Annotated in this window: 19 protein-coding genes and 3 pseudogenes; 11 read left to right on the plus strand and 11 right to left on the minus strand. The window is 62.0% G+C overall.

Annotated features, from left to right (window positions below; genetic code table 11):
- The 5 genes and pseudogenes from AC1D06_RS33585 to AC1D06_RS33605 form a co-directional block, all read left to right on the plus strand.
- Window positions 1-108 (plus strand): annotated as a pseudogene (locus tag AC1D06_RS33585) (carbohydrate ABC transporter permease); the annotation flags it as partial.
- 20 nt (window positions 109-128) lie between these two features.
- On the plus strand, window positions 129-1,130 hold the full coding sequence (locus tag AC1D06_RS33590) for an ABC transporter ATP-binding protein (RefSeq protein WP_477990162.1): 1,002 nt from the start codon (window positions 129-131) through the stop codon (window positions 1,128-1,130).
- 137 nt (window positions 1,131-1,267) lie between these two features.
- Window positions 1,268-2,752, plus strand: a complete 1,485-nt coding sequence (locus tag AC1D06_RS33595; protein WP_477990163.1) for a mannitol dehydrogenase family protein — start codon at window positions 1,268-1,270, stop codon at window positions 2,750-2,752.
- Window positions 2,753-2,825: 73 nt separating this feature from the next.
- Window positions 2,826-3,503 (plus strand): HAD family hydrolase, encoded by a 678-nt coding sequence (locus AC1D06_RS33600; protein WP_477990164.1) that lies wholly within the window; start codon window positions 2,826-2,828, stop codon window positions 3,501-3,503.
- Between the two features lie 9 nt (window positions 3,504-3,512).
- The gene (locus AC1D06_RS33605) at window positions 3,513-5,081 is read left to right on the plus strand and encodes an FGGY-family carbohydrate kinase (RefSeq protein WP_477990165.1); all 1,569 of its coding nucleotides are present in this window, start codon (window positions 3,513-3,515) and stop codon (window positions 5,079-5,081) included.
- A gap of 235 nt (window positions 5,082-5,316) precedes the next feature.
- On the opposite strand, the gene AC1D06_RS33610 is transcribed toward AC1D06_RS33605, so the two are convergent.
- A complete protein-coding gene (locus tag AC1D06_RS33610) occupies window positions 5,317-6,129 on the minus strand; it encodes a tetratricopeptide repeat protein (RefSeq protein WP_477990166.1) in 813 nt (270 codons plus the stop codon).
- Window positions 6,130-6,268: 139 nt separating this feature from the next.
- Here AC1D06_RS33610 and AC1D06_RS33615 point away from each other — a divergent pair, with 139 nt between their 5' ends.
- From AC1D06_RS33615 to AC1D06_RS33640, 6 genes are all read left to right on the plus strand, one after another.
- The gene (locus tag AC1D06_RS33615; RefSeq protein ID WP_477990167.1) at window positions 6,269-7,657 is read left to right on the plus strand and encodes a leucyl aminopeptidase family protein; all 1,389 of its coding nucleotides are present in this window, start codon (window positions 6,269-6,271) and stop codon (window positions 7,655-7,657) included.
- A gap of 105 nt (window positions 7,658-7,762) precedes the next feature.
- On the plus strand, window positions 7,763-8,110 hold the full coding sequence (locus AC1D06_RS33620; protein WP_477882960.1) for a MarR family winged helix-turn-helix transcriptional regulator: 348 nt from the start codon (window positions 7,763-7,765) through the stop codon (window positions 8,108-8,110).
- A 10-nt stretch (window positions 8,111-8,120) separates the two neighbouring features.
- The gene (locus AC1D06_RS33625) at window positions 8,121-8,966 is read left to right on the plus strand and encodes a C40 family peptidase (RefSeq protein ID WP_477990168.1); all 846 of its coding nucleotides are present in this window, start codon (window positions 8,121-8,123) and stop codon (window positions 8,964-8,966) included.
- Between the two features lie 164 nt (window positions 8,967-9,130).
- A complete protein-coding gene (locus tag AC1D06_RS33630) occupies window positions 9,131-10,063 on the plus strand; it encodes a VOC family protein (RefSeq protein ID WP_477990169.1) in 933 nt (310 codons plus the stop codon).
- Between the two features lie 19 nt (window positions 10,064-10,082).
- Window positions 10,083-10,685 (plus strand): alpha/beta hydrolase, encoded by a 603-nt coding sequence (locus AC1D06_RS33635; RefSeq protein WP_477990187.1) that lies wholly within the window; start codon window positions 10,083-10,085, stop codon window positions 10,683-10,685.
- 79 nt (window positions 10,686-10,764) lie between these two features.
- The gene (locus AC1D06_RS33640) at window positions 10,765-11,025 is read left to right on the plus strand and encodes a hypothetical protein (protein WP_477882966.1); all 261 of its coding nucleotides are present in this window, start codon (window positions 10,765-10,767) and stop codon (window positions 11,023-11,025) included.
- A gap of 300 nt (window positions 11,026-11,325) precedes the next feature.
- Here AC1D06_RS33640 and AC1D06_RS33645 read toward each other — a convergent pair.
- From AC1D06_RS33645 to AC1D06_RS33690, 10 genes and pseudogenes are all read right to left on the minus strand, one after another.
- Window positions 11,326-11,627 (minus strand): annotated as a pseudogene (locus tag AC1D06_RS33645) (GIY-YIG nuclease family protein).
- A 290-nt stretch (window positions 11,628-11,917) separates the two neighbouring features.
- Window positions 11,918-12,667, minus strand: coding sequence for an SDR family oxidoreductase (locus tag AC1D06_RS33650; protein ID WP_477990170.1), 750 nt, complete (start codon window positions 12,665-12,667; stop codon window positions 11,918-11,920).
- Window positions 12,668-12,739: 72 nt separating this feature from the next.
- Window positions 12,740-13,147, minus strand: a complete 408-nt coding sequence (gene mce, locus AC1D06_RS33655; protein ID WP_477990188.1) for a methylmalonyl-CoA epimerase — start codon at window positions 13,145-13,147, stop codon at window positions 12,740-12,742.
- A gap of 1 nt (window position 13,148) precedes the next feature.
- Window positions 13,149-15,287: a methylmalonyl-CoA mutase gene (gene scpA, locus AC1D06_RS33660; protein ID WP_477990171.1), complete on the minus strand. Its 2,139-nt coding sequence runs from the start codon at window positions 15,285-15,287 to the stop codon at window positions 13,149-13,151.
- A gap of 100 nt (window positions 15,288-15,387) precedes the next feature.
- A complete protein-coding gene (locus AC1D06_RS33665) occupies window positions 15,388-15,903 on the minus strand; it encodes a hypothetical protein (protein WP_477990172.1) in 516 nt (171 codons plus the stop codon).
- On the minus strand, window positions 15,903-16,451 hold the full coding sequence (locus AC1D06_RS33670) for a biotin/lipoyl-containing protein (RefSeq protein WP_477990189.1): 549 nt from the start codon (window positions 16,449-16,451) through the stop codon (window positions 15,903-15,905). The genes AC1D06_RS33665 and AC1D06_RS33670 overlap by 1 nt, the downstream gene beginning before the upstream one ends.
- A pseudogene (locus AC1D06_RS33675) lies at window positions 16,436-17,906 on the minus strand (acetyl-CoA carboxylase biotin carboxylase subunit); the annotation flags it as partial. The gene AC1D06_RS33670 and the pseudogene AC1D06_RS33675, both read right to left, overlap by 16 nt.
- Complete coding sequence (locus AC1D06_RS33680) at window positions 17,903-18,487, minus strand: HXXEE domain-containing protein (RefSeq protein WP_477990173.1); 585 nt, start codon at window positions 18,485-18,487, stop codon at window positions 17,903-17,905. The gene AC1D06_RS33680 and the pseudogene AC1D06_RS33675, both read right to left, overlap by 4 nt.
- Before the next feature lie 96 nt (window positions 18,488-18,583).
- Window positions 18,584-19,066: a hypothetical protein gene (locus AC1D06_RS33685; RefSeq protein WP_477990174.1), complete on the minus strand. Its 483-nt coding sequence runs from the start codon at window positions 19,064-19,066 to the stop codon at window positions 18,584-18,586.
- A 27-nt stretch (window positions 19,067-19,093) separates the two neighbouring features.
- A complete protein-coding gene (locus AC1D06_RS33690) occupies window positions 19,094-20,626 on the minus strand; it encodes an acyl-CoA carboxylase subunit beta (protein WP_477882976.1) in 1,533 nt (510 codons plus the stop codon).
- Between the last annotated feature and the right edge of the window lie 78 nt (window positions 20,627-20,704).

A 20,704-nucleotide genomic window follows, 5' to 3' on the forward strand; every position in this document is an offset into this window, starting at 1 on the left:
GCAAAGCTTTCGGCAGCCTCGACCTTGGCCATCGCGCCGATCCTGATCATGGGCTGGTTCTCGCAGAAGCAGCTGGTGCGCGGGCTGACATTCGGCGCGGTCAAATAACAATCCGGGAGGGAACGAAAATGGGAACGATCCAGCTAAAGAAAGTCAACAAGTCCTTCGGCAACACCGCCGTCATCCCGGGCATCGACCTGACGATCAACGAAGGCGAGTTCGTGGTCTTCGTCGGTCCGTCCGGCTGCGGCAAGTCGACATTGCTGCGCCTGATCGCCGGCCTCGAGGACACCACATCCGGCACGATCGAGATCGACGGACGCGACATGACCAGCGAAGCGCCGGCCAAGCGCCGGCTCGCCATGGTCTTCCAGTCCTATGCGCTCTATCCGCATATGAGCGTGCGCAAGAACATCGCCTTTCCGCTGAAGATGGCGAAGATGCCGCAGGAGCAGATCGACAAGAAGGTCAATGAAGCCGCCCGCGTTCTCAAYCTCACCAACTACCTCGAGCGGCGGCCGGGGCAGCTCTCGGGCGGTCAGCGCCAGCGCGTCGCGATCGGTCGCGCGATCGTCCGTGAGCCCTCCGCCTTCCTGTTCGACGARCCTTTGTCCAATCTCGACGCGGCTTTGCGCGGCACGATGCGGCTGGARATCAGCGARCTGCATCATCAGCTYGGCACGACGATGATCTACGTCACCCACGACCAGGTSGAAGCCATGACCATGGCCGACAAGATCGTCGTGCTCAATGCCGGCCGCATCGAACAGGTCGGCTCGCCGATGGAACTSTAYCACACGCCARMCAATGTCTTCGTCGCCGGCTTCATCGGCTCGCCSMGGATGAACCTGGTGACCGGYGCCGAGGCGCAGGCGCTCAACGCCACGACGATCGGCACGCGGCCCGAACACGTGGGCATCTCCAAGACCGAAGGCAAATGGAAGGGCAAGGCCGGTGTCGCCGAACATCTCGGCGCCGACACATTCGTGCACGTGCATACGGAAAAGGTRGGCACGATCACGGTGCGTGCGCCSGGTGATTTCGACATCCATTTCGACGAGACCGTCTATTTGACGCCGGATGCCACCAGACTTCATCGTTTCGACGCCAACGGTCTGGCGATCCGCTGACCAAGATTGCCGGCCTTCCGGAGGCGGGTACGGTTTTGTCGCCTGCCTCCAGCGACGCTTGACACATCGCTGCCGGTCGCATTGATCCRGCAGTGGCACGGATGGACGGGTTCGTCCCCAGACATAGGAATGAAGCCATGACTATATCCCTGTCGCTCGCCAATCTCAGCACCATATCCGCCCATGCGGCGGTACCGAACTACCAGCGGAGTGATATCAAGCCCGGCATCGTGCATTTCGGCATCGGCAATTTCCACCGCGCCCACCAGGCGGTCTATCTCGACGACCTCTTCAATCTCGGAGAGGATCGCGACTGGGGCCTGATCGGCGCGGGCGTCACCACCTATGACAGCGCCATGCGCGACAAACTCAGGGCCCAGGACTACCTGACCACGGTGGTCGAGCAGGATGTCGGCAAGTCCGAAGCCCGCGTCACCGGCGCGATGATCGACTTCCTCGATCCGGCGGATCGCGGCGCCATGATCGAAAAACTCGCCCATCCATCCACCCGCATCGTCTCGATGACCATCACCGAAGGCGGCTATTTCATCAATCCGGCCACCGGCACCTTCGATCCGAACCATCCGGCGATCGCCGCCGACGGCCAGAATCCGGCCGATCCGAAGACAGTGTTCGGCATCATCCTCGCCGGCCTGAAGCTTCGCCGCCAGCGCGGTCTGGTGCCCTTCACCGTCATGTCCTGCGACAATATTCCCGGCAACGGTCACGTCAGCGAACATGCCGTCGCCGGCCTGGCGAAACTGTCGGACGGTGAATTCGCCGACTGGATCGCCGCCAACGTGACCTTTCCGAATTCCATGGTCGATCGTATTACCCCGGCCACGACCGCGCGCGAGATCAACCATTGCAAGGACACCTTCGATATCGACGACGCCTGGCCCGTCTATTGCGAGGAATTCAAGCAATGGGTGATGGAAGACAAGTTCACCGCCGGCCGACCGGCGCTGGAAAAGGTCGGCGTCACCTTCGTCGACGATGTCGCGCCCTATGAACTGATGAAGATCCGCATCCTCAATGGCGGCCATGCGACCATCGCCTATCCCGGCGAACTGCTCGACATCCATTTCGTCCACGAGACGATGGAGGAGCCGCTGATCCGCAATTTCCTCGCCAAACTGGAAAAGACCGAGATCATTCCCTGCATTCCACCGGTGCCCAACACCAATCTCGACGATTATTTCAAGCTGATCGAGCACCGCTTCGCCAATCCGAAGATCGGCGACACCGTGGCGCGCCTCGCCCAGGACGGCTCCAACCGCCAGCCGAAATTCATCCTGCCCTCGACCGCCGACCGGCTGCGCAAAGGCCAGGATGTGCGCGGCCTGGCGCTGGTCTCCGCTCTCTGGTGCCGCTATTTCGAGGGCACATCGGATAGCGGCCGCACCATCGTCTTCAACGACGCCAATGCCGGCCGGCTGCAGGCTGCGGCATTGAAGTCGAAACAAAATCCGCTTGCCTTCCTTGAACTCGAAGACATCTTCGGCGATGTTGGCAAGGCGGCGGTTTTCCAGCAGCGGTTTTCGCAAGCGCTCGGCTCTCTCCGGGAGAGAGGGACGCGTGCAACCCTGTCCGCCTATCTGGATGGTGGCTTAGGGGTGTGAAATGTTCAGGTCCGGCAATGGTTCGATCGACGCGAGCGCATTGCCGGATGTCTGGGGGCGGGTGGTCTGAGCCATGCCGAACCCCCTTTCCCAACTGGTGATCTTCGATTGCGACGGTGTCCTGGTCGACAGCGAGCCGATCTCGTTTGCCGTTTTGCGCGACACGCTGGTCAGCGCCGGCGTCGAGCTCTCCGAAAGCCGTGCCTATCGGCAGTTCCTCGGCAAGAGCATGGCGTCGATCACCCGCATGATCGCCGACGAATTCCACATTGCGCTCTCCGAAGATCATATCGAGGCGATGCGGACCCAGCTCTATGCCCGCTTCCAGGCCGAGCTGCAGCCGATCCCCGGCGTCGCCGGCATGCTCGGCGGCTTCATGCTGCCGCATTGCGTCGCCTCGTCGAGCCAGATGGAGCGTATCCGCCTGTCGCTGACCAAGACCGGCCTGATCGGCTTTTTCGAGCCCAATATCTTCAGCGCCAGCATGGTCGAGCGCGGCAAGCCGGAGCCCGATCTTTTCCTGCACGCCGCCCGCGCCATGGGCTTTGCGCCGGAGGCCTGCATCGTCATCGAGGATAGCCCGGCAGGCATCCAGGCCGCGCATGCGGCGGGAATGCAGGTCTTTGCCTTCACCGGTGGCTCGCATGCGGCGCTCTCCAATCTGCATGAGGTCGTTGAGGGGTTGAAGCCGACGCTGATTTTTGATGATATGCGGTCCTTGCCGGATTTGATCAGCACGGCAAGAGCTTAGAAGAGGCGCATGGGGGAGTTCGTCGTCGCAGTCGATGTCGGCACAGGCAGTGCCCGGGCCGGTGTGTTCGATCGAACGGGCGCGCTTATGGCCCGCGCGGCGCGCACAATCGCGCTCAACCGCGAGGGCGCTGCGATTGCCGAACATTCCTCCGTCGATATCTGGAGCGCCGTAACCGCCTCGGTGCGCGATGCCGTCGCGCAGTCGGGGATCGATCCTGCCGAGGTCGACGCGATCGGCTTCGACGCCACCTGCTCGCTGACATTTCTCGACCGGCAGGGCAGGCCGATCAGCGTTGCGCTGAGCGGCGAACCGGGCTGGGACACCATCGCCTGGCTCGACCACCGCGCCATCCGCGAGGCCGCGCATCTGACGGAATCGGGTGCGGATAGCCTGCGCTATTGCGGCAATATCGTCTCGCCGGAAATGCAGCTGCCGAAGATCATGTCCGCCAGGGACATGCTCGCACCTGACAGATGGCAGGCCGTCGGAATGATCCTTGATCTCGCCGATTTCCTCACCTTCCGCGCCACCGGCAGCTTGTCACGCTCGGCGTCCACCCTGATCGCCAAATGGCACTATCTCGGTCATGCGGAACCGGGCTGGGATGGCGATTTGCTCCGCGCAGGCAGACTTGAAGACCTGCGCGAGAAGGCTGGCATCAGCGACGCGCCGGTGGCCCCCGGCAGCCCGATCGCCACTCTTTCCGCGGAAGCCGCCACTGCGTTTGGCCTGCCGCGGAGCGTGAAGGTCGCGGCCGGCATGATCGACGCCTATGCCGGCACGCTGGCGCAGATCGGCGCCGACCCCGATGCAGCCGACCATGCCAGCCTGATCGGCGGTACCTCGACCTGCGTCATGCGCCTTTCCAGCGAACCGCATTTCCTGCATGCCTTTTGGGGGCCTTATTTCGGCGCCGCACTGCCGGGCTACTGGATTTCAGAAGGCGGACAGTCCGCTGCCGGCGCGCTGCTCGACCATATCCTGCGCATCCATCTCGGCCGGCCGCCGGTCACGGCGGACCACGAGCAGGTGCTGGCGCTTATTTCTGCCGAATTGTTGTCACGCGGTCATGACTTCGGCCACAGGATCCATGTCCTGCCGGATTTCCACGGCAATCGAACGCCGTTCGGCGAAGCATCCATGCTCGGCAGCATCCACGGACTGTCGCTCGACGCGTCGTTCGAGGGCCTGGCGGCGCTTTATTACCGCACCATGGTGGCGCTCGTGCTCGGCATGCGCCAGACAATCGAGCGGATGGAGGCGTCGGGGCCGATCAAGCGGCTCTATTTCGGCGGCGGCCATGCGAAGAACCCGCTTTTCGCCCATCTCTACGCCGACATCACCGGCCGCGACGTGATCGTCTCCGCCGGCGAGGAAGCCATGTTGCTCGGCACGGCGATGACGGCCGCCAGCGCGGCCGGGTGGCACGGATCATTGGCTGAAGCCTGCCGGGCGATGCAGCGGCGGAGCGAGACGGTCTATCACCCGAATCCGGCTAACCACCACGCTTTCGAGCGAGATTATCGCATCTTTCTCAGGATGCAGGAGCAGCGGCAGGAATTGGCGGGATTGTAGGAGGCCGAACCCCCCCCTCTGCCCTGCCGGGCATCTCCCCCTCAAGGAGGGAGATTGGCAAGAGGCGCGCTTCTTGCCTCAAATGAACGTTGACCACTGGGAAAACCAGACGGAAGAGATAGAGGCGACGACGGTGCCCCATCCAATCTCCCCCCTTGAGGGGGAGATGCCCGGCAGGGCAGAGGGGGGTATTTCTTGCGCCGACCAAATGTAAGTAATAAGGCGAACCGCCCACCTACCCCTGCTTCTTCTTCCCATCCTGGTTCGACAGTTTCTGCCAGGAATCATTCTGCGCCAGCATAGCCTTCAAATAGGCCACATTCGCCTCGGCCTGCTGTTGCGTCAGTTCCTGGCGGGCGATGTTCTCGGCATCCTGGAAGCGGCCCTGCAGGCCGACGACGAGGGCGAGGTTCTGGCGCACGCGGCTGTCGGCCCCCGGCTGGTTGATGGCCGAGCGCAGATAGGTCTCTGCCGTCTTCAGGTCGTTGGTCAGCACATAGGACATGCCGAGATTGGAAAGCACCGAAGGCTCGTTCGGCTGGAGATCGAGCGCATCGCGATAGGCGGCGCGCGCCTCTTCGGCGCGGCCCATCTGGTCGAGGATCGCACCGGCGGCCGATTTCAGCCGCCAGTCCGGCCGGTCGGGCGTCTGCGCCCGGTTGATCGCGTCGAGCGCCTGGTCGAGCTGGCCGGCGCCGGCGAGCGCCTTGCCGTAAGCGGCCAGCACGGTGCGGTCATTCGGATAGGCGATCGCCACCTGGCGCATGACGGCCAGAGCCTGGTCGTTCTTGCCGGTCATCCGGAGCAGCGTCGCATAGTTGAGGCCGGCGTCTCGATCCCTGGGATGTTTGGAGTAGTCATCGCCGACCGAGCGGGTCGCCGAGGCGAGCTCGGCCTGGTTCATCTGGTCGATCGGCTTGTTGAGATGCGGGATAGAGCCGGTCGTTTCGCGGCTCGTTGTCGAGCAGGCGCCGAGTGCCAAGAGCGGGATGAGTGCCGCAATCGCAAGCGCTCCGCGCATCTGCGCAAAAGGTTTTTGATGAGCCATGCCGCCATCTCCCGCATCAACCGGCCGGCAGCGGCCCGATCGGCCGAGTTGCGCAACCCTCGCTCCAGCAATAATCTGTTAACCCTAACAGAGCGTTAACGCGACGATTCTCCCGCCAGAATTTGCCGACAGGATTCCCATGGCCCCTTATCAGTATATCGACCGTCCGAGCCCCTTCAACAACAACGGGGGCAAGACGCTGCCGATCTTTGCCGTGACGCCGGCGCAGCTCGACACCGGCATTGTCGATCCCCTGGCACTCGATTGGGCGAAGAAAGCCGGCTATAGGGGCGAAACCGGCACGCTGCTGCTCATTCCTTCGGGGGATGGCCATCTCGGCGGTGCCCTTTTCGGCCTCGGCAAGAATCCGTCGGACACGCCCTACATTACCGGCAGGCTGGCGCGCCTGCTGCCGGCCGGCGATTGGCATGTCGAGACCGCGCCGCTGACGGCGAACCGGTTGGCGCTGGGCTATGGCCTCGGCAGCTACCGCTTCGACCGCTATAGATCCGAGAGCAGCGAGGCACCGACGCTGATGATCCCGGCCGATGCCGATGCGAGCCGCATCAAGCGGCTGCTCGCCGGCGTCTTCCTGGCCCGCGACCTCGTCAACATGCCCACCAATGACATGGGCCCGGATGCGCTCGAAGCCGCCTTCCGCGCGCTGGGCACGCATTACAAGGCCGATGTCAGCACCGTGCGCGGCGAGCAGCTGCTCAAGGAGAATTTTCCGCTCATCCATGCCGTCGGTCGTGCCTCCGACCAGGCGCCGCGGCTGCTCAAGCTCAAATGGGGCAAGAAGGGGCATCGCAAGGTAACGCTGGTCGGCAAGGGCGTCTGCTTCGACACCGGCGGGCTCGACATCAAGCCGTCGTCGTCCATGCTGCTGATGAAGAAGGACATGGGTGGTGCTGCCAATGTCATGGGCCTGGCGCTGATGATCATGGATGCCAAGCTCAAGATCGACCTCACTGTGCTGGTGCCGGTGGTGGAAAATTCGATCTCCGGCAATGCCTTCCGCCCGGGCGACATCTATAAGAGCCGCGCCGGCCTCACCGTCCAGATCGACAATACCGATGCCGAGGGCCGGTTGATCCTCGCAGACGCGCTGGCGCTGGCCGACGAGGAGGAACCGGACCTGCTGATCGACATGGCGACCCTGACCGGTGCTGCCCGCGTGGCGCTCGGCCCCGACGTGCCGCCCTTTTTCACCGACGACGAGGACCTGGCGCATACCCTCATGGAGGCTAGCCTCGAGGTCGACGACCCGCTCTGGCGGCTGCCGCTGTGGAAAGGCTATGAAAAGGATGTCAGCGCCAAGATCGCCGATCTCACCAACGCCCCGGCCGGCGGCATGGCAGGCGCGATCACCGCAGCCCTGTTCCTCAAGCGCTTCGTCAAGAAGACCAAGAGCTGGGCGCATTTCGACATCTTTGCCTGGACCCCGAACGAGCGCCCGCATTCGCCCGTTGGCGGCGAAGCGCAGGCGATCCGCGCTATCTTCGAAACGCTGGACAACAAAAGTTAACCCGCATTCCGGCTGCGGTTAACCCTTGCCGAGACCGGCGCTTGCGCAGCCGCGGCATTTGACGGAAAATGGAACGGTCGCGAAACGATTGACCGGAGATGACCGTTGCCCGTCGAACTGTCCGCCTCCCAGGCGCTCGGCCTCTGGCATGACGTCATGCTCCAACAGGTCAAGAGCGGTGAGGGCGATCTCACCGTGCGGCAGTTTGCCATTCTGCTCCATATCTATCTCATGCCGCCGCCGCACACGGTGCGCGGGCTGGCTGCGACGCTTAACGTCACCAAACCGGTGATCACAAGGGCGCTCGACACGATGGGTGCCATGGGAATTGTCGATCGGGCGCGCGACAACCTTGACCGGCGCAACGTTATCATCAAAAGAACATTGGCAGGTGCGCTCTATCTGGAAAAGTTCGGCGATCTCATCATCGACAAGGGGCGTCATCCGAGCTGAGGGAAATGCCATGGATCTCGACCATCGCGTGAATGCCTATCGCTCCGACATTGCGGAAGCCGGGCTCAAGGGCCAGGTGGAGGCGGCACGTTTCGTCGAGGGCACGCCGATGCGTGTCGTGGCGATGAAAACGTCGCTCAGGGCACGGCCGGAGCGGCTTGCCGCCAACGAGACCGAGTTCATCCACGGCGAAGAGATCGTCGTGCTGGACCGGATCGACGGCTGGGTGTGGGGCAAATCCGTGCTCGACGGCTATGTCGGCTATGTCGAAGAAGCCCATCTCGGGCAAGATCTCACCCCGATCACTCACTGGGTCGTGGCACCGCGCACTTTTCTCTATCCCGAGCCTGATATGAAGACGCCGCCGGTCATGTCGCTGTCCATGGGCAGCCGGCTCGCCGTGATCGGCGAGGCGGAAACGCGCGGCACCCGCTACCTGCTGACCAAAGCCGGCGCGCTGATCGCCGCCCATCTGGCCGAGATCGGCGTCCCGGCCTTGACCGATCATGTTTCGATTGCCGCCCGGCTGATCGAGACGCCCTATCTCTGGGGCGGTCGCACCAGTTTCGGTCTCGATTGCTCCGGCCTGGTGCAGTTCTCGATGATGATGTCCGGCCGCCAGGTGCTGCGCGATGCCGATATGCAGGAACGCACGATCGGCACGATTGTCGACGGCGGCAACCTGCAGCGCGGTGATCTCGTCTTCTGGAAAGGCCATGTCGGGATCATGGAAGATCGAACGACGATGATCCATGCCAATGGCTATTCGATGACGGTCTGGCGCGAGCGCCTGCCGGCGGCCATCCAGCGCATCGGATCGATGTATGGCAAGCCGCGCCTCTATCGCCGGCCCTGATCAATCGTCACCAATTTTATATACGGCGATCAATTTTTCGTTCGATATTTGGAAACAATCCGTGCTCGTTGGGCGGGATAGCCTGATGGTGTCGGCGAGCGCATATAAAGCGTCGACAAGAGGCCCTGCACAACAACTCGATGGGCCGCGAAAGGATTGAAGCCATGCTCAACCAGATCAAGGGACTGCATCACGTCACCTCCATGGCCGCGGATGCGCGCACCAACAATCACTTCTTCACCAAGGTGCTGGGCCTGCGCCGCGTCAAGAAGACGGTCAATTTCGATGCGCCGGATGTCTATCATCTCTATTACGGCGACGAAATCGGCACGCCGGGCACGGTGATGACCTATTTCCCCTTCCCCGATATCGGCGCCGGCCGCCCCGGCACCGGCGAGGTCGGAACGACCGTGTTCTCCGTACCCCAGGGTGCCCTCAGCTACTGGAAGGAACGCCTGACCCAGAACGGCGCCACCGGCCTCAAGCAGGAGGAAAGCTTTGGCGAGAAGCGCCTGAACTTCGCCGGCCCCGACGGCGACGGTTTCGCGCTCGTTGAAGTCAGGGATGATGCCCGCGACCCCTGGACCGAGAACGGTGTCGATGCGGATCACGCGATCCGGGGCTTCCATTCGGTCGCCATGCGGCTGCGCGACGAAGGCGCGACCAGGGAATTGCTGAAATTCATGGGCTACGAACAGCTCGATCACAAGGACGACACCACCCGCCTGATCATCCCCGGCGGCAACGGCGCCGGCCTGATCGACCTCGAAACCATGCCGAACATCAATCGCGGCATGCAGGGCGCGGGCTCGGTGCATCACGTCGCCTTCGCGGTCGATAACCGCGAAAAACAGCTCGAAGTCCGCAAGGCGCTGATCGACACGGGCTATAACGTCACGCCGGTCATCGACCGGGACTATTTCTGGGCGATCTATTTCCGCACCCCCGGCGGCGTGCTGTTCGAGGTGGCGACCAATGAACCCGGCTTCGACCGCGACGAGGACACCGCCCATCTCGGCGAGGGCCTGATGCTGCCGCAGCAGCACAGGCACCTGCGTCCGATCCTGGCCGAACACCTGCAGAAGCTGGAGGATTGAGATGGCCGTGATCGAATGCATGGAAAAACATGGCTATGTGCACCGGCTGAAACCCGGTGCCGAGGGCAAGCCGGTGTTCTTCGTCTTCCACGGCACCGGCGGCGACGAGAACCAGTTCTATGAGTTCGCCGCCGGCCTGATGCCGGAGGCGACGATCGTCTCGCCGCGCGGCGACGTCTCCGAATACGGCGCTGCCCGCTTCTTCAAGCGCACCGGCGAGGGTGTCTACGACATGGCCGACCTCGCCCGCGCCACGGAGAAAATGGCCGGCTTCATCAAGGCGATGAAGGAGGCGAAGCAGGCCTCCGAAGTCGTCGGCCTCGGCTATTCGAACGGCGCCAATATTCTGGCAAACGTGCAGTTCGAACATCCGGAACTGGTGGACCGCGCCATCCTGATGCACCCGCTGATCCCGTTCACGCCCGGCCCGCAGCCGGGCCTGAAAGGAAAGAAGGTGCTGATCACTGCCGGCCAGCGCGACCCGATCTGCCCCGCGCCGATGACGCAGTCATTGGCGGACTATCTTGGCCGGCAGGGTGCCGATGTGAAGGTCGAGTGGCATGCCGGCGGCCACGACGTCCGGTCGAATGAGGTCGACGCGATCGGGGCGTTTCTGAAATAGACGCTGGCTTTTGCAAGCCCCGGCAAGGGGCTTGCGCGCTCTCCATCCTTGCCACTATTGTCCCGGCAAGGGGGAGCGCATGACAGACATAAACCGGAACACCAAAGGTCCATCGACCTGGCGCCTCGTGCTCGCGGCGGTCCTGGATTTCCTAACCGCATTTGTCGTCTTTGGTTATCTCGTCGCACGATTGACCGGCGGATTGACGGATACAGGCTTCAACCTCACGGGTTGGCCGGCAGCACTCGCCTTCCTCCTGATCATCGCCTATTTCATCATCTTCAACAAATTCCTCGGTGGAACGATCTGGCGCTGGATTCTCGGCGCGCGCCGGCGCTGAAAATTGCTGCCCATTTCTGGAGTATGATCGCGCCTTAACCAAGTCTCATGGCGCCGCTGGCGCAGTCGACGCCGCTTACGAGTGATGTGCCTGCGATGGACCCTTCGAGGCTTTTCCGGCTGCCCGAAAAAGCGCCTCAGGGTGAGGGGAGTGTGGGGCGCCCGCAGTGCGACAAGCGCCCTTGCAGCAAGGGGGGATTGGGGCTACGGCGGCGCCACACCCACCGCCCTCACCCTGAGGTGCCCCATGACGCGAAGCGGAATGGGGCCTCGAAGGGTCCTTCCCAAGCGCCACTTTGATTTAATCAACCGGCTTGTTCGCCGGCCCGCGCCGCGACAACGCTGGCAGGCTTCGTAATTCAGCGCAATCAATGCTTCTTTCTTACGTCTCGACCAGCCCTTGATTTCCCGTTCTCGCTCGATCGCATCGATAATGCGGTCATAGGTCTCGGTAAACACGAGTTCAACCGGCCGGCGTTTGGCGGTGTAGCCATCGTAGATCCCCTGATTGTGTTCCCAGACGCGAGCCTCGATCTCCTGCTTGGTTAAGCCTGTGTAGTAGGACTTGTCGCTGCAGCGAAGAATGTAGACGGTGACTTCCATGGTTGCTCCCCTCCATGCTGAGGATTGCATTACCCTTACTACAGTGCAACCGTTCTCAGCTTTTTTGGGGGGCCCTTCGAGGCCCCATTCCGCTTCGCGTCATGGGGCACCTCWGGGTGWGGGCGGTGGGTGGGGCGCTCGCAGTGCCACGAGCACTGTCGCAGCAAGAGCAGATTGAGGCACCGGTGGCGCCAAAATCTCTGCCCTCACCCTGAGGTGCCTCATGACGCGAAGCTGAATGAGGCCTCGAAGGGTCCGTCACCAAGGCCTGCGGTACCTGACGCGATCCATCACAGCGTAATACCGCCGTCGAGGATGAAGTCGGCTCCCGTCGCATAGCTCGACTCATCGCTCGCCAGGTAGACCGCAAGCGCTGCCGCCTCCTCCGGCTGGGCCAGCCGGCCGAGCGGCTGGCGGGCGACGAAGGTCCGCATCACGTCGCTCTCTTCCCCGAGGCTGCGCGCCCGCTCATGCAATGATGGCGAATCCACCGTGCCGGGGCAGATGGTGTTGGCGCGAATGCCCTGCGCCATGTAGTCGAACGCGATCGACTTGGTCAGGCCTATGACGGCGGCCTTCGACGATGAATAGGCGGCACGGTTGATCACGCCCTTGAGATTGGAAGCAACCGAGGCGACATTGATGATGTTGCCGCCGCCATTGGCGAGGAAATGTGGCACGAAAGCCCTGGTCAGCACGAACATGCCGGTGACGTTGATATCGAAGGAGCGCTGCCAGTCTTCGATTGTCGTGTCGGTCAGCTTGCCCTGATGCACCCAGCCGGCGCAGTTGAAAAGCACGTTGACGTCGGTGTGGCTGTCGGCGGCGCGGATCAGCGCCGCATGATCGAGTACGTCGAGCACGAAACATTCATGACCCCCTGAGATGGCGTCCAGCTCGGGCGTCAACGTCTCGATGGCTTTGGCGTCACGATCCGTGGCGATGACGCGGGCGCCTTCCCGGGCGAAAGCCAGCGCCGTCGCCCGGCCGATGCCGGCCCCCGCTGCCGTCAGAAATGCAATCTTGTTTTTCAGCCTCATCCGATGCTCCTCCATGCCGTCAGGACGTTAGCCGAAGCTGCCTATCCGTCAAGCGATGCAGGTCTGCACCGATCACTTCACTTCTTCCAACTCGATCAGCGTGCCGAAGAAGTCCTTCGGATGCAGGAAAAGCACCGGATTGCCATGTGCACCGATTTTCGGATTGCCATCGCCCAGCACGCGCGCACCGGCCGCCTTGAGATGATCGCAGGCAGCGAGGATATCCGTCACTTCATAGCAGATATGGTGCATGCCGCCGTCCGGGTTCTTCGCCAGGAACGAGGCGATCGGCGAGGCGTCACCCAGAGGTTCGAGCAGCTCGACCTTGGTATTGCCGAACTGGACGAACACGACGGTGACGCCATGCTCCGGCAGCTTTTGGGGTGCTGAGACCTGGGCCATCAGGCTGTCACGGTAGCGCGCAACGGCAACATCCAGGTTCGGCACCGCAAGCGCGATATGGTTGACGCGGGTCAACATGTCACTCATTCCTGAGCCGTCCTTCCGCAAGGTCCAGCACGGCGCGGGCCGCATCGACGACATTCGTGCCCGGCCCGAACACCGCCGACACACCATGCTCCTGCAGAAACTGATAATCCTTGCGCGGAATGACGCCTCCGGCGACGACGATGATTTTTGCGCCGCCTTTGGCCTTCAATTGCTCGACCAGTTCCGGCATCAGCGTCTTGTGGCCGGCGGCGAGCGAGGAGACGCCGATCACATCGACCCTCTCGCTTATGGCAAGATCCGCCGCCTCGTCAGGGGTCTGGAACAGCGGGCCGGCAACGACGTCGAAGCCGATGTCGCCGAAGGCAGAGGCAATCACCTTGGCGCCCCGATCATGGCCGTCCTGGCCAAGCTTGGCGACGAGAATTTTCGGCTTCTTGCCGGTTTCGGCGATGTGGCGCGCCACGCGACCGGCGATGATTTCATAGTCCGGATCGCTTTCGCTCATCGGCCCATAAATGTCGGACACGACTTCCGGCACCGCGGAATAGTTGCCGAACGCCTCGCGCATCGCGTCGGAAATCTCGCCGACGCTGGCGCGCGCCCGCGCCGCCTCGATCGCCGCCGCGAGCAGGTTGCCCTGGCCGGTGCGGGCCACGGCCTTCAGCGCGTCGATCGCCGCCCCCCATTTCTGCGGATCGCGAAGCTGGCGGGTCTTCTCCAACCGGCGGATCTGCGCCTCGCGCACCGCCTTGTTGTCGATGTCGAGCGTCTCGATCGCGGCCTCTTCCGGCAGGCGGTATTTGTTGACGCCGACAATAACTTCGTCGCCGCGGTCGACGGCGGCTTGGCGCTGGGTCGCGGCCTGCTCGATCATCCGCTTCGGCAGGCCGGTGTCGATCGCCTTGGTCATGCCGCCGAGCGCCTCGACCTCTTCGATCAGCGCCCAGGCCTTTTCCGCCAGCTCCGCCGTCAGACTCTCGACATAGTAGGAACCGGCCAGCGGATCGACCACCTTGGTAACGCCCGTCTCGTGCTGCAGGATCAGCTGCGTGTTGCGGGCGATACGCGCGGAGGTCTCGGTCGGCAGCGCGATGGCCTCGTCGAAGGAATTGGTGTGCAGCGATTGCGTGCCGCCGAGTGCGGCCGACAGCGCCTCATAGGCCGTGCGGACGATGTTGTTGTAGGGGTCCTGCTCCTGCAGCGACACGCCTGATGTCTGGCAATGGGTGCGCAGCATCGACGACGACGGCTTTTTCGGATTGAACTCGGCCATGATCCGCGACCACAGAAGCCTTGCCGCCCGCAGCTTGGCCGCCTCCATGAAGAAATTCATGCCGATGGCGAAGAAGAAGGAGAGCCGCCCGGCAAAATCATCGACATCAAGGCCCTTGGCGAGTGCCGCGCGGACATATTCGCGGCCATCGGCGAGCGTGAAGGCCAGTTCCTGCACCAGCGTCGCCCCTGCCTCCTGCATGTGATAGCCGGAGATCGAGATCGAATTGAACTTCGGCATCTCCCTGGCGGTGAATTCGATGATATCCGCCACGATCCGCATCGATGCCTCGGGCGGATAGATATAGGTGTTGCGGACCATGAACTCCTTGAGGATGTCGTTCTGGATCGTGCCCGAGAGTTTTTCCCGCGCCACCCCCTGCTCCTCGCCGGCGACGATGAAATTGGCGAGGATGGGGATCACCGCGCCGTTCATGGTCATCGACACGGACATGTCCTCGAGCGGAATCCTGTCGAACAGGATTTTCATGTCCTCGACCGAATCGATCGCCACGCCGGCCTTGCCGACATCGCCGGTGACGCGTGGATGGTCGGAATCATAGCCGCGATGGGTGGCGAGATCGAAGGCGACGGAAAGGCCTTTTTGGCCGGCGGCGAGCGCCTTGCGGTAGAAGGCGTTGGATTCTTCCGCCGTCGAGAAACCGGCATATTGCCGGATCGTCCAGGGCCGACCGGCATACATGGTGGCGCGGGGGCCGCGGGTGAAGGGGGCGAAACCTGGGAGGGAGCCGAGATGGGACAGGTTTTCGGTATCGGCTTCAGTGTAGAGCGGCTTGACGACAATGCCTTCAGGGGTGTGCCAGTTAAGGGAGTTTGGCGGACTGGAGATTTCCTTGTTGGCAAGCTTTTCCCAATCGGAGAGGTTCTTTTCGGTCATTGAATGGTCTCCAAAGGGAAAAGAGAAATGCTGTTATCTGAGCCAGGGACACCGCTTATCCCTTCTACGGAATCTAACGAACGGCGCGGATGCAAGCCTGTCATTCCTGTTCTAACGCGACGAAAGACAAGTCATGCTCCTCGTCGTGCCGAAATCCTGTCAATCGTTTGAAAAGCGCGATTGGCACCTCGAAGGCATAGTCGATCTCGTAGCTGCGGATCACTTTGGAGTCGGCCCGAAGGCCGTCAACGACTTCCTGGTAGAAGTCCGGCGGGTTGCCCTCTGACACCAGGTGATCGGCACCTTCATCAGAGACGTGAGCGACTGACCAAAGGGCTTTGCCATTCTCAAGCCGCATGATTCCCGACACCATGACAGTCTCGTTTACCAAGAGCACAAGCAATTCGCCGCGCTTCGACGCTTCAAGCAAGGTTGGATAGGCAAAGTGAAGTGAATCGTCGTTTACCCAGATGATGTATCTCTCACCATCTGACGCACCACTCGCCTGCGTTTCGTTCCACGAATCAGATTGGTCGCCAGCTTTTAAGCGAAGACCGTGCAAAACCGGATCGGCTGCGGCGAGCGGTGTCGCCAACAGGGTGATGCGATAGCCCATTATTCAAACTCCATAATCACTTCATCCACCGCCAGACTCTGCCCAGCCTCGACTTTCACCGATTTTACCACCGCCCTGCGCTCCGCCTTCAGCACATTCTCCATCTTCATCGCCTCGACCGTCGCCAGCGATTGTCCTGCCTCGACCTGATCACCCGCCCTGACCAGCACCTGCGTGATCACGCCAGGCATCGGGCAAAGCAACTGCTTGGACGTATCCGCCGCCTGCTTCACCGGCATGAATCGCGCGAGCTCGAACAGGCGCGGCGTCATCACCCGATAGACGGCATCCACGCCGCGCCAGCGTAGCCGCCAGCCGGTCGAGGCCTTGGTGATCTTGACGTCATGCTGCTCGCTGCCGATGGTGAACCGGCCGAGCGGAGCGCCCGGTTTCCAGTCCGAGCTGACGGAAAGCGATGCGCCATCCTCGAAATCGACCCGCAAACTGTCTACTTCTTCGACGATCGTCAGTGACCACATATTCTTGCCGGCGGCAGCCACAAAGCGCTGGCCGAGCCGGCGCGTATGGTTGGCTAGGGTGCCGGAGATACGGGTCTTGCGCGTCTCGTCGGCGTGTTCGGCAAACATCGCCACGGCGGCGAGCAGCCGCGACTGCGCGGTATCAGGCTCGACGCCGTGAAATCCTTCCGGCCATTCCTCGGCGATGAATTTGGTGGTGATATTGCCGGACTGGAAGCGCGGATGCGTCATCACGGCCGAGAGGAAAGGCAGGTTGTGGCCGATGCCTTCGACTTCGAACGCGTCGAGTGCGTCGGCCATGGCCGCGATCGATTCCGCCCGCGTCGGCGCCCAGGCGCAGAGTTTGGCGATCATCGGATCGTAATACATCGAGATCTCGCCGCCTTCATAGACACCGGTATCGTTGCGCACGATGCTGCCATCCGGCCGCTGCCCTTCCGCCGGCGGCCGGTAGCGTGTCAGCCGGCCGATCGAAGGCAGGAAGCTGCGATAGGGGTCTTCGGCATAGAGCCGGCTTTCCATCGCCCAGCCATTGAGCTTGACGTCGGCCTGTGTCAGGCGAAGCCGTTCGCCCTGGGCGACGCGGATCATCTCCTCGACCAAGTCGATGCCGGTGATCAGTTCGGTCACCGGATGCTCGACCTGCAGCCGCGTGTTCATTTCGAGGAAATAGAAATTCCTGTTGCCGTCGACGATGAATTCCACCGTTCCGGCCGAATGGTAACCGACCGCCTTGGCCAGCAGCACCGCCTGTTCGCCCATCGCCCTGCGCGTCGCCGCATCGAGAAAGGAAGAGGGCGCCTCCTCGATGACCTTCTGGTTACGGCGCTGGATCGAGCATTCACGCTCGCCGAGATAGAGCGTGTTGCCATGCTTGTCGCCAAGTACCTGGATCTCGATATGGCGCGGCTGGTCGACGAATTTTTCGATGAAAATGCGGTCGTCGCCGAAGGCGCTCTTTGCTTCGTTCTTCGACGACTGAAAACCTTCGCGCGCTTCGGCCTCGTTCCAGGCAATCCGCATGCCCTTGCCGCCGCCACCGGCCGAGGCCTTGATCATCACGGGGTAGCCGATCTGGTTGGAAATCTTCACCGCTTGATCGGCATCGGCGATCAGGCCCATATAGCCGGGCACGGTCGAAACGCCGGCTTCGGCGGCGATCTTCTTCGAAGTGATCTTGTCGCCCATCGCCTCGATCGCGCCGACCGGCGGGCCGATAAAGGTCACGACTTCCTTCTCCAGCCGCTCAGCAAAGGCGCGGTTCTCCGACAGGAACCCGTAGCCGGGATGCACAGCATCGGCACCGGTCTGCCGGATCGCCTCGACGATCCTGTCAATCACCAGATAGGACTGGGCCGACGGCGCTGGCCCGATATGCACCGCCTCGTCCGCCATTTTAACATGCATGGCATCGCGGTCGGCGTCGGAATAGACGGCGACGGTGGCAATGCCGAGTTTCCTGGCGGTGCGGATAACGCGGGCTGCGATTTCACCGCGATTGGCAATGAGGATTTTCTTGATCATCGAGCAGGCATTTCCCGAGCGACACGCGCGCGATTGCTGAACACATAGGCCATGATGGCAGCATGGATGAGAATGGCCAGGCCGAGGCCCAGCAGATGATAGGCCCAGCCGACGCAGGGCACGGCGGAGATTTCTGCCAGCGACCAGATGCCGAGCGGCAGGAAGAAAAGCACGCCGGTGACCAGGCCGGGATTGTAGATGCGCATCCTGGCGCTCGGCACGATGTGGACGATGCCATTGACCAGGGTCAGGTAGACGCCGATCAGCCCGAACCCGACATTGTATTTGGCCGCCAGCCAGATCGAAACGGCGTTGACGCCCCAGACGCCGGGAACATTGATGAGGAAGATCACCGGCTGCGGCAGCACCATCCGGCCGCCGCCGATCCGCTGATTGACGAACCTGCCGAACCTGCCGTCGTCATGCTCCTCGTATTGATGCAGCATATAGACGGGCAATTGCAGGAAGACGGCGATCATCGGCCAGGACCAGCCGCGCAGCAGCAGAGGGGAGAGCGCGAGGATCAGGAGGCCCGCAAGGAAACCGCCATAGACCCAGTTGGTGTAGAGGCGGTCAAGCATGCTGATAAACCATGTTTCCCGTCGAAGCCGCGAAACCTGTCGAGCGCAGGTCACGACAGATGATCTTTTGGCGCGGCACGGTGAGGATTGTCTTGATCATTGACCGACCGGAAGTTTGGCGTTCTGCAGTGTCTGCTTGACCATTGTCTGCGGGAATGGCGGTTGCAGGGAGCATCGGCCGGACCGGATCGTGAATCCAAATCCGGCCTGTTGTGTCACCGACCCCTTGTCCGTTGATGCCTGATAAAAGGGGGCGAAGAGATTTATCTTTGAACGCTCCGCCGGTTTGACGGCCGCGGAAACGATCTTGGACTGATAGCGAAGGCAGAACTCGCCCAGTTCAGCGATCAAGTCTTGGGACGAATGTTTCGGCGGGCCGGCCCGGTCGAGCACAATCGCGATATCGATCGTGTTGTCGGAGGAGATCCGCTGCACTTCCACGCTTTGCAGGCTGGCGACGACGCCATGGGACAAATGAAATTTTCGGTCCTTGGCTAGAAATCCGCTTGCGGCGGCGGCAGTATTGAGCCCGATCGCAAAGCAGGTGAATAGAGCCAAAGCCGATACGAAATTCTTCAATTCAACATCCTCCCCGTGACACGGCCCTCACAACGGCATCGTATCATGCTTGCGCCAATGGCTCTCCTGCCGCTTTGTCCTGAGCATCGCAAACGCCCGCGCAATCCGCCGCCTGGACGAGTGCGGCAGGATCACCTCGTCGATGAAGCCGCGCTCAGCGGCGACAAACGGATTGGCAAACCGGTCCTCGTATTCCTTCGTCCGGGCAGCAATCTTTTCCGCATCCCTGAGCTCGGAGCGATAGAGGATTTCCGTTGCCCCTTTTGCGCCCATGACGGCGATTTCCGCCGTCGGCCAGGCATAGTTGACGTCGGCGCCGATATGTTTCGACGCCATGACGTCATAGGCCCCGCCATAGGCTTTGCGGGTGATCAGCGTCACCATCGGCACTGTCGCTTGCGAATAGGCAAACAGCAGCTTGGCGCCGTGCTTGATGATGCCGTTATATTCCTGCGCCGTCCCCGGCAGGAAGCCCGGCACATCCACCAGCGTCAGCAATGGAATGTTGAAAGCATCGCAGAAGCGGACGAATTTCGCCGCCTTGCGCGAGGCATCGATATCGAGGCAGCCGGCCAGAACCATCGGCTGGTTGGCGATCACGCCGATGGTCTGGCCCTCCAGCCGGATGAAGCCGGTGAGGATATTGCGGGCGAAGGCCTCGCCGATCTCATAAAAATCACCCTCGTCGGCGACGGCGAGAATCAGCTCGCGCATGTCGTAGGGTTTGGCGGCACTGTCGGGGATCAGCGTGTCGAGCCGCATTTCCAGCCGGTCGGGATCATCGAAGAACGGCCGGACGGGCGCCGGCTGGCGATTATTGAGCGGCAGGAAATCGAAGAGGTCGCGGATTTTCAACAGCGTCTCGATATCATTGTCGAAGGCGCCGTCGGCGACGGAGGATTTGGTCGTATGCGTCTTGGCGCCGCCCAGGTCTTCGGCGGTGACGATCTCATTGGTGACGGTCTTGACCACATCCGGGCCAGTGACGAACATATAGGAACTGTCGCGAACCATGAAGATGAAGTCGGTCATGGCAGGCGAATAGACCGCGCCACCGGCGCAGGGGCCCATGATCACCGAAATCTGCGGGATGACGCCGGACACTTCAGCGTTACGGCGAAACACTTCGGCATAACCAGCAAGAGAATCCACGCCCTCCTGGATGCGGGCGCCGCCGGAATCGTTGAGCCCGATCAGCGGCGCGCCGTTGCGGGCGGCCAGATCCATCACCTTGCAGATCTTTTGCGCATGCGTTTCCGACAAGGAGCCGCCGAGCACGGTGAAGTCCTGGCTGAAGACATAGACCAAGCGGCCGTTGATCGTGCCCCAACCGGTGACCACGCCATCGCCCGGCACCTTGTTGTCGGCCATGCCGAATTCGGTGGCGCGGTGGGTGACATACATGTCGTATTCTTCAAACGAGCCTTCGTCGAGCAACACGTCCAGCCGCTCGCGCGCCGTCAGCTTGCCCTTGGAATGCTGTGTCTCGATGCGCGTTGCACCTCCGCCGAGACGGGCGGCGGCGCGGCGGGCTTCGAGCTGTTCGAGGATTTCACGCATGGGATTGACCTTCGATGATCGAGAATTCTGCATAAATCCGAACGGATTGGAAGAAAACCATTGATCAGGTGAAAATGC

The organism is Rhizobium sp. P2_G2 (assembly GCF_056403555.1).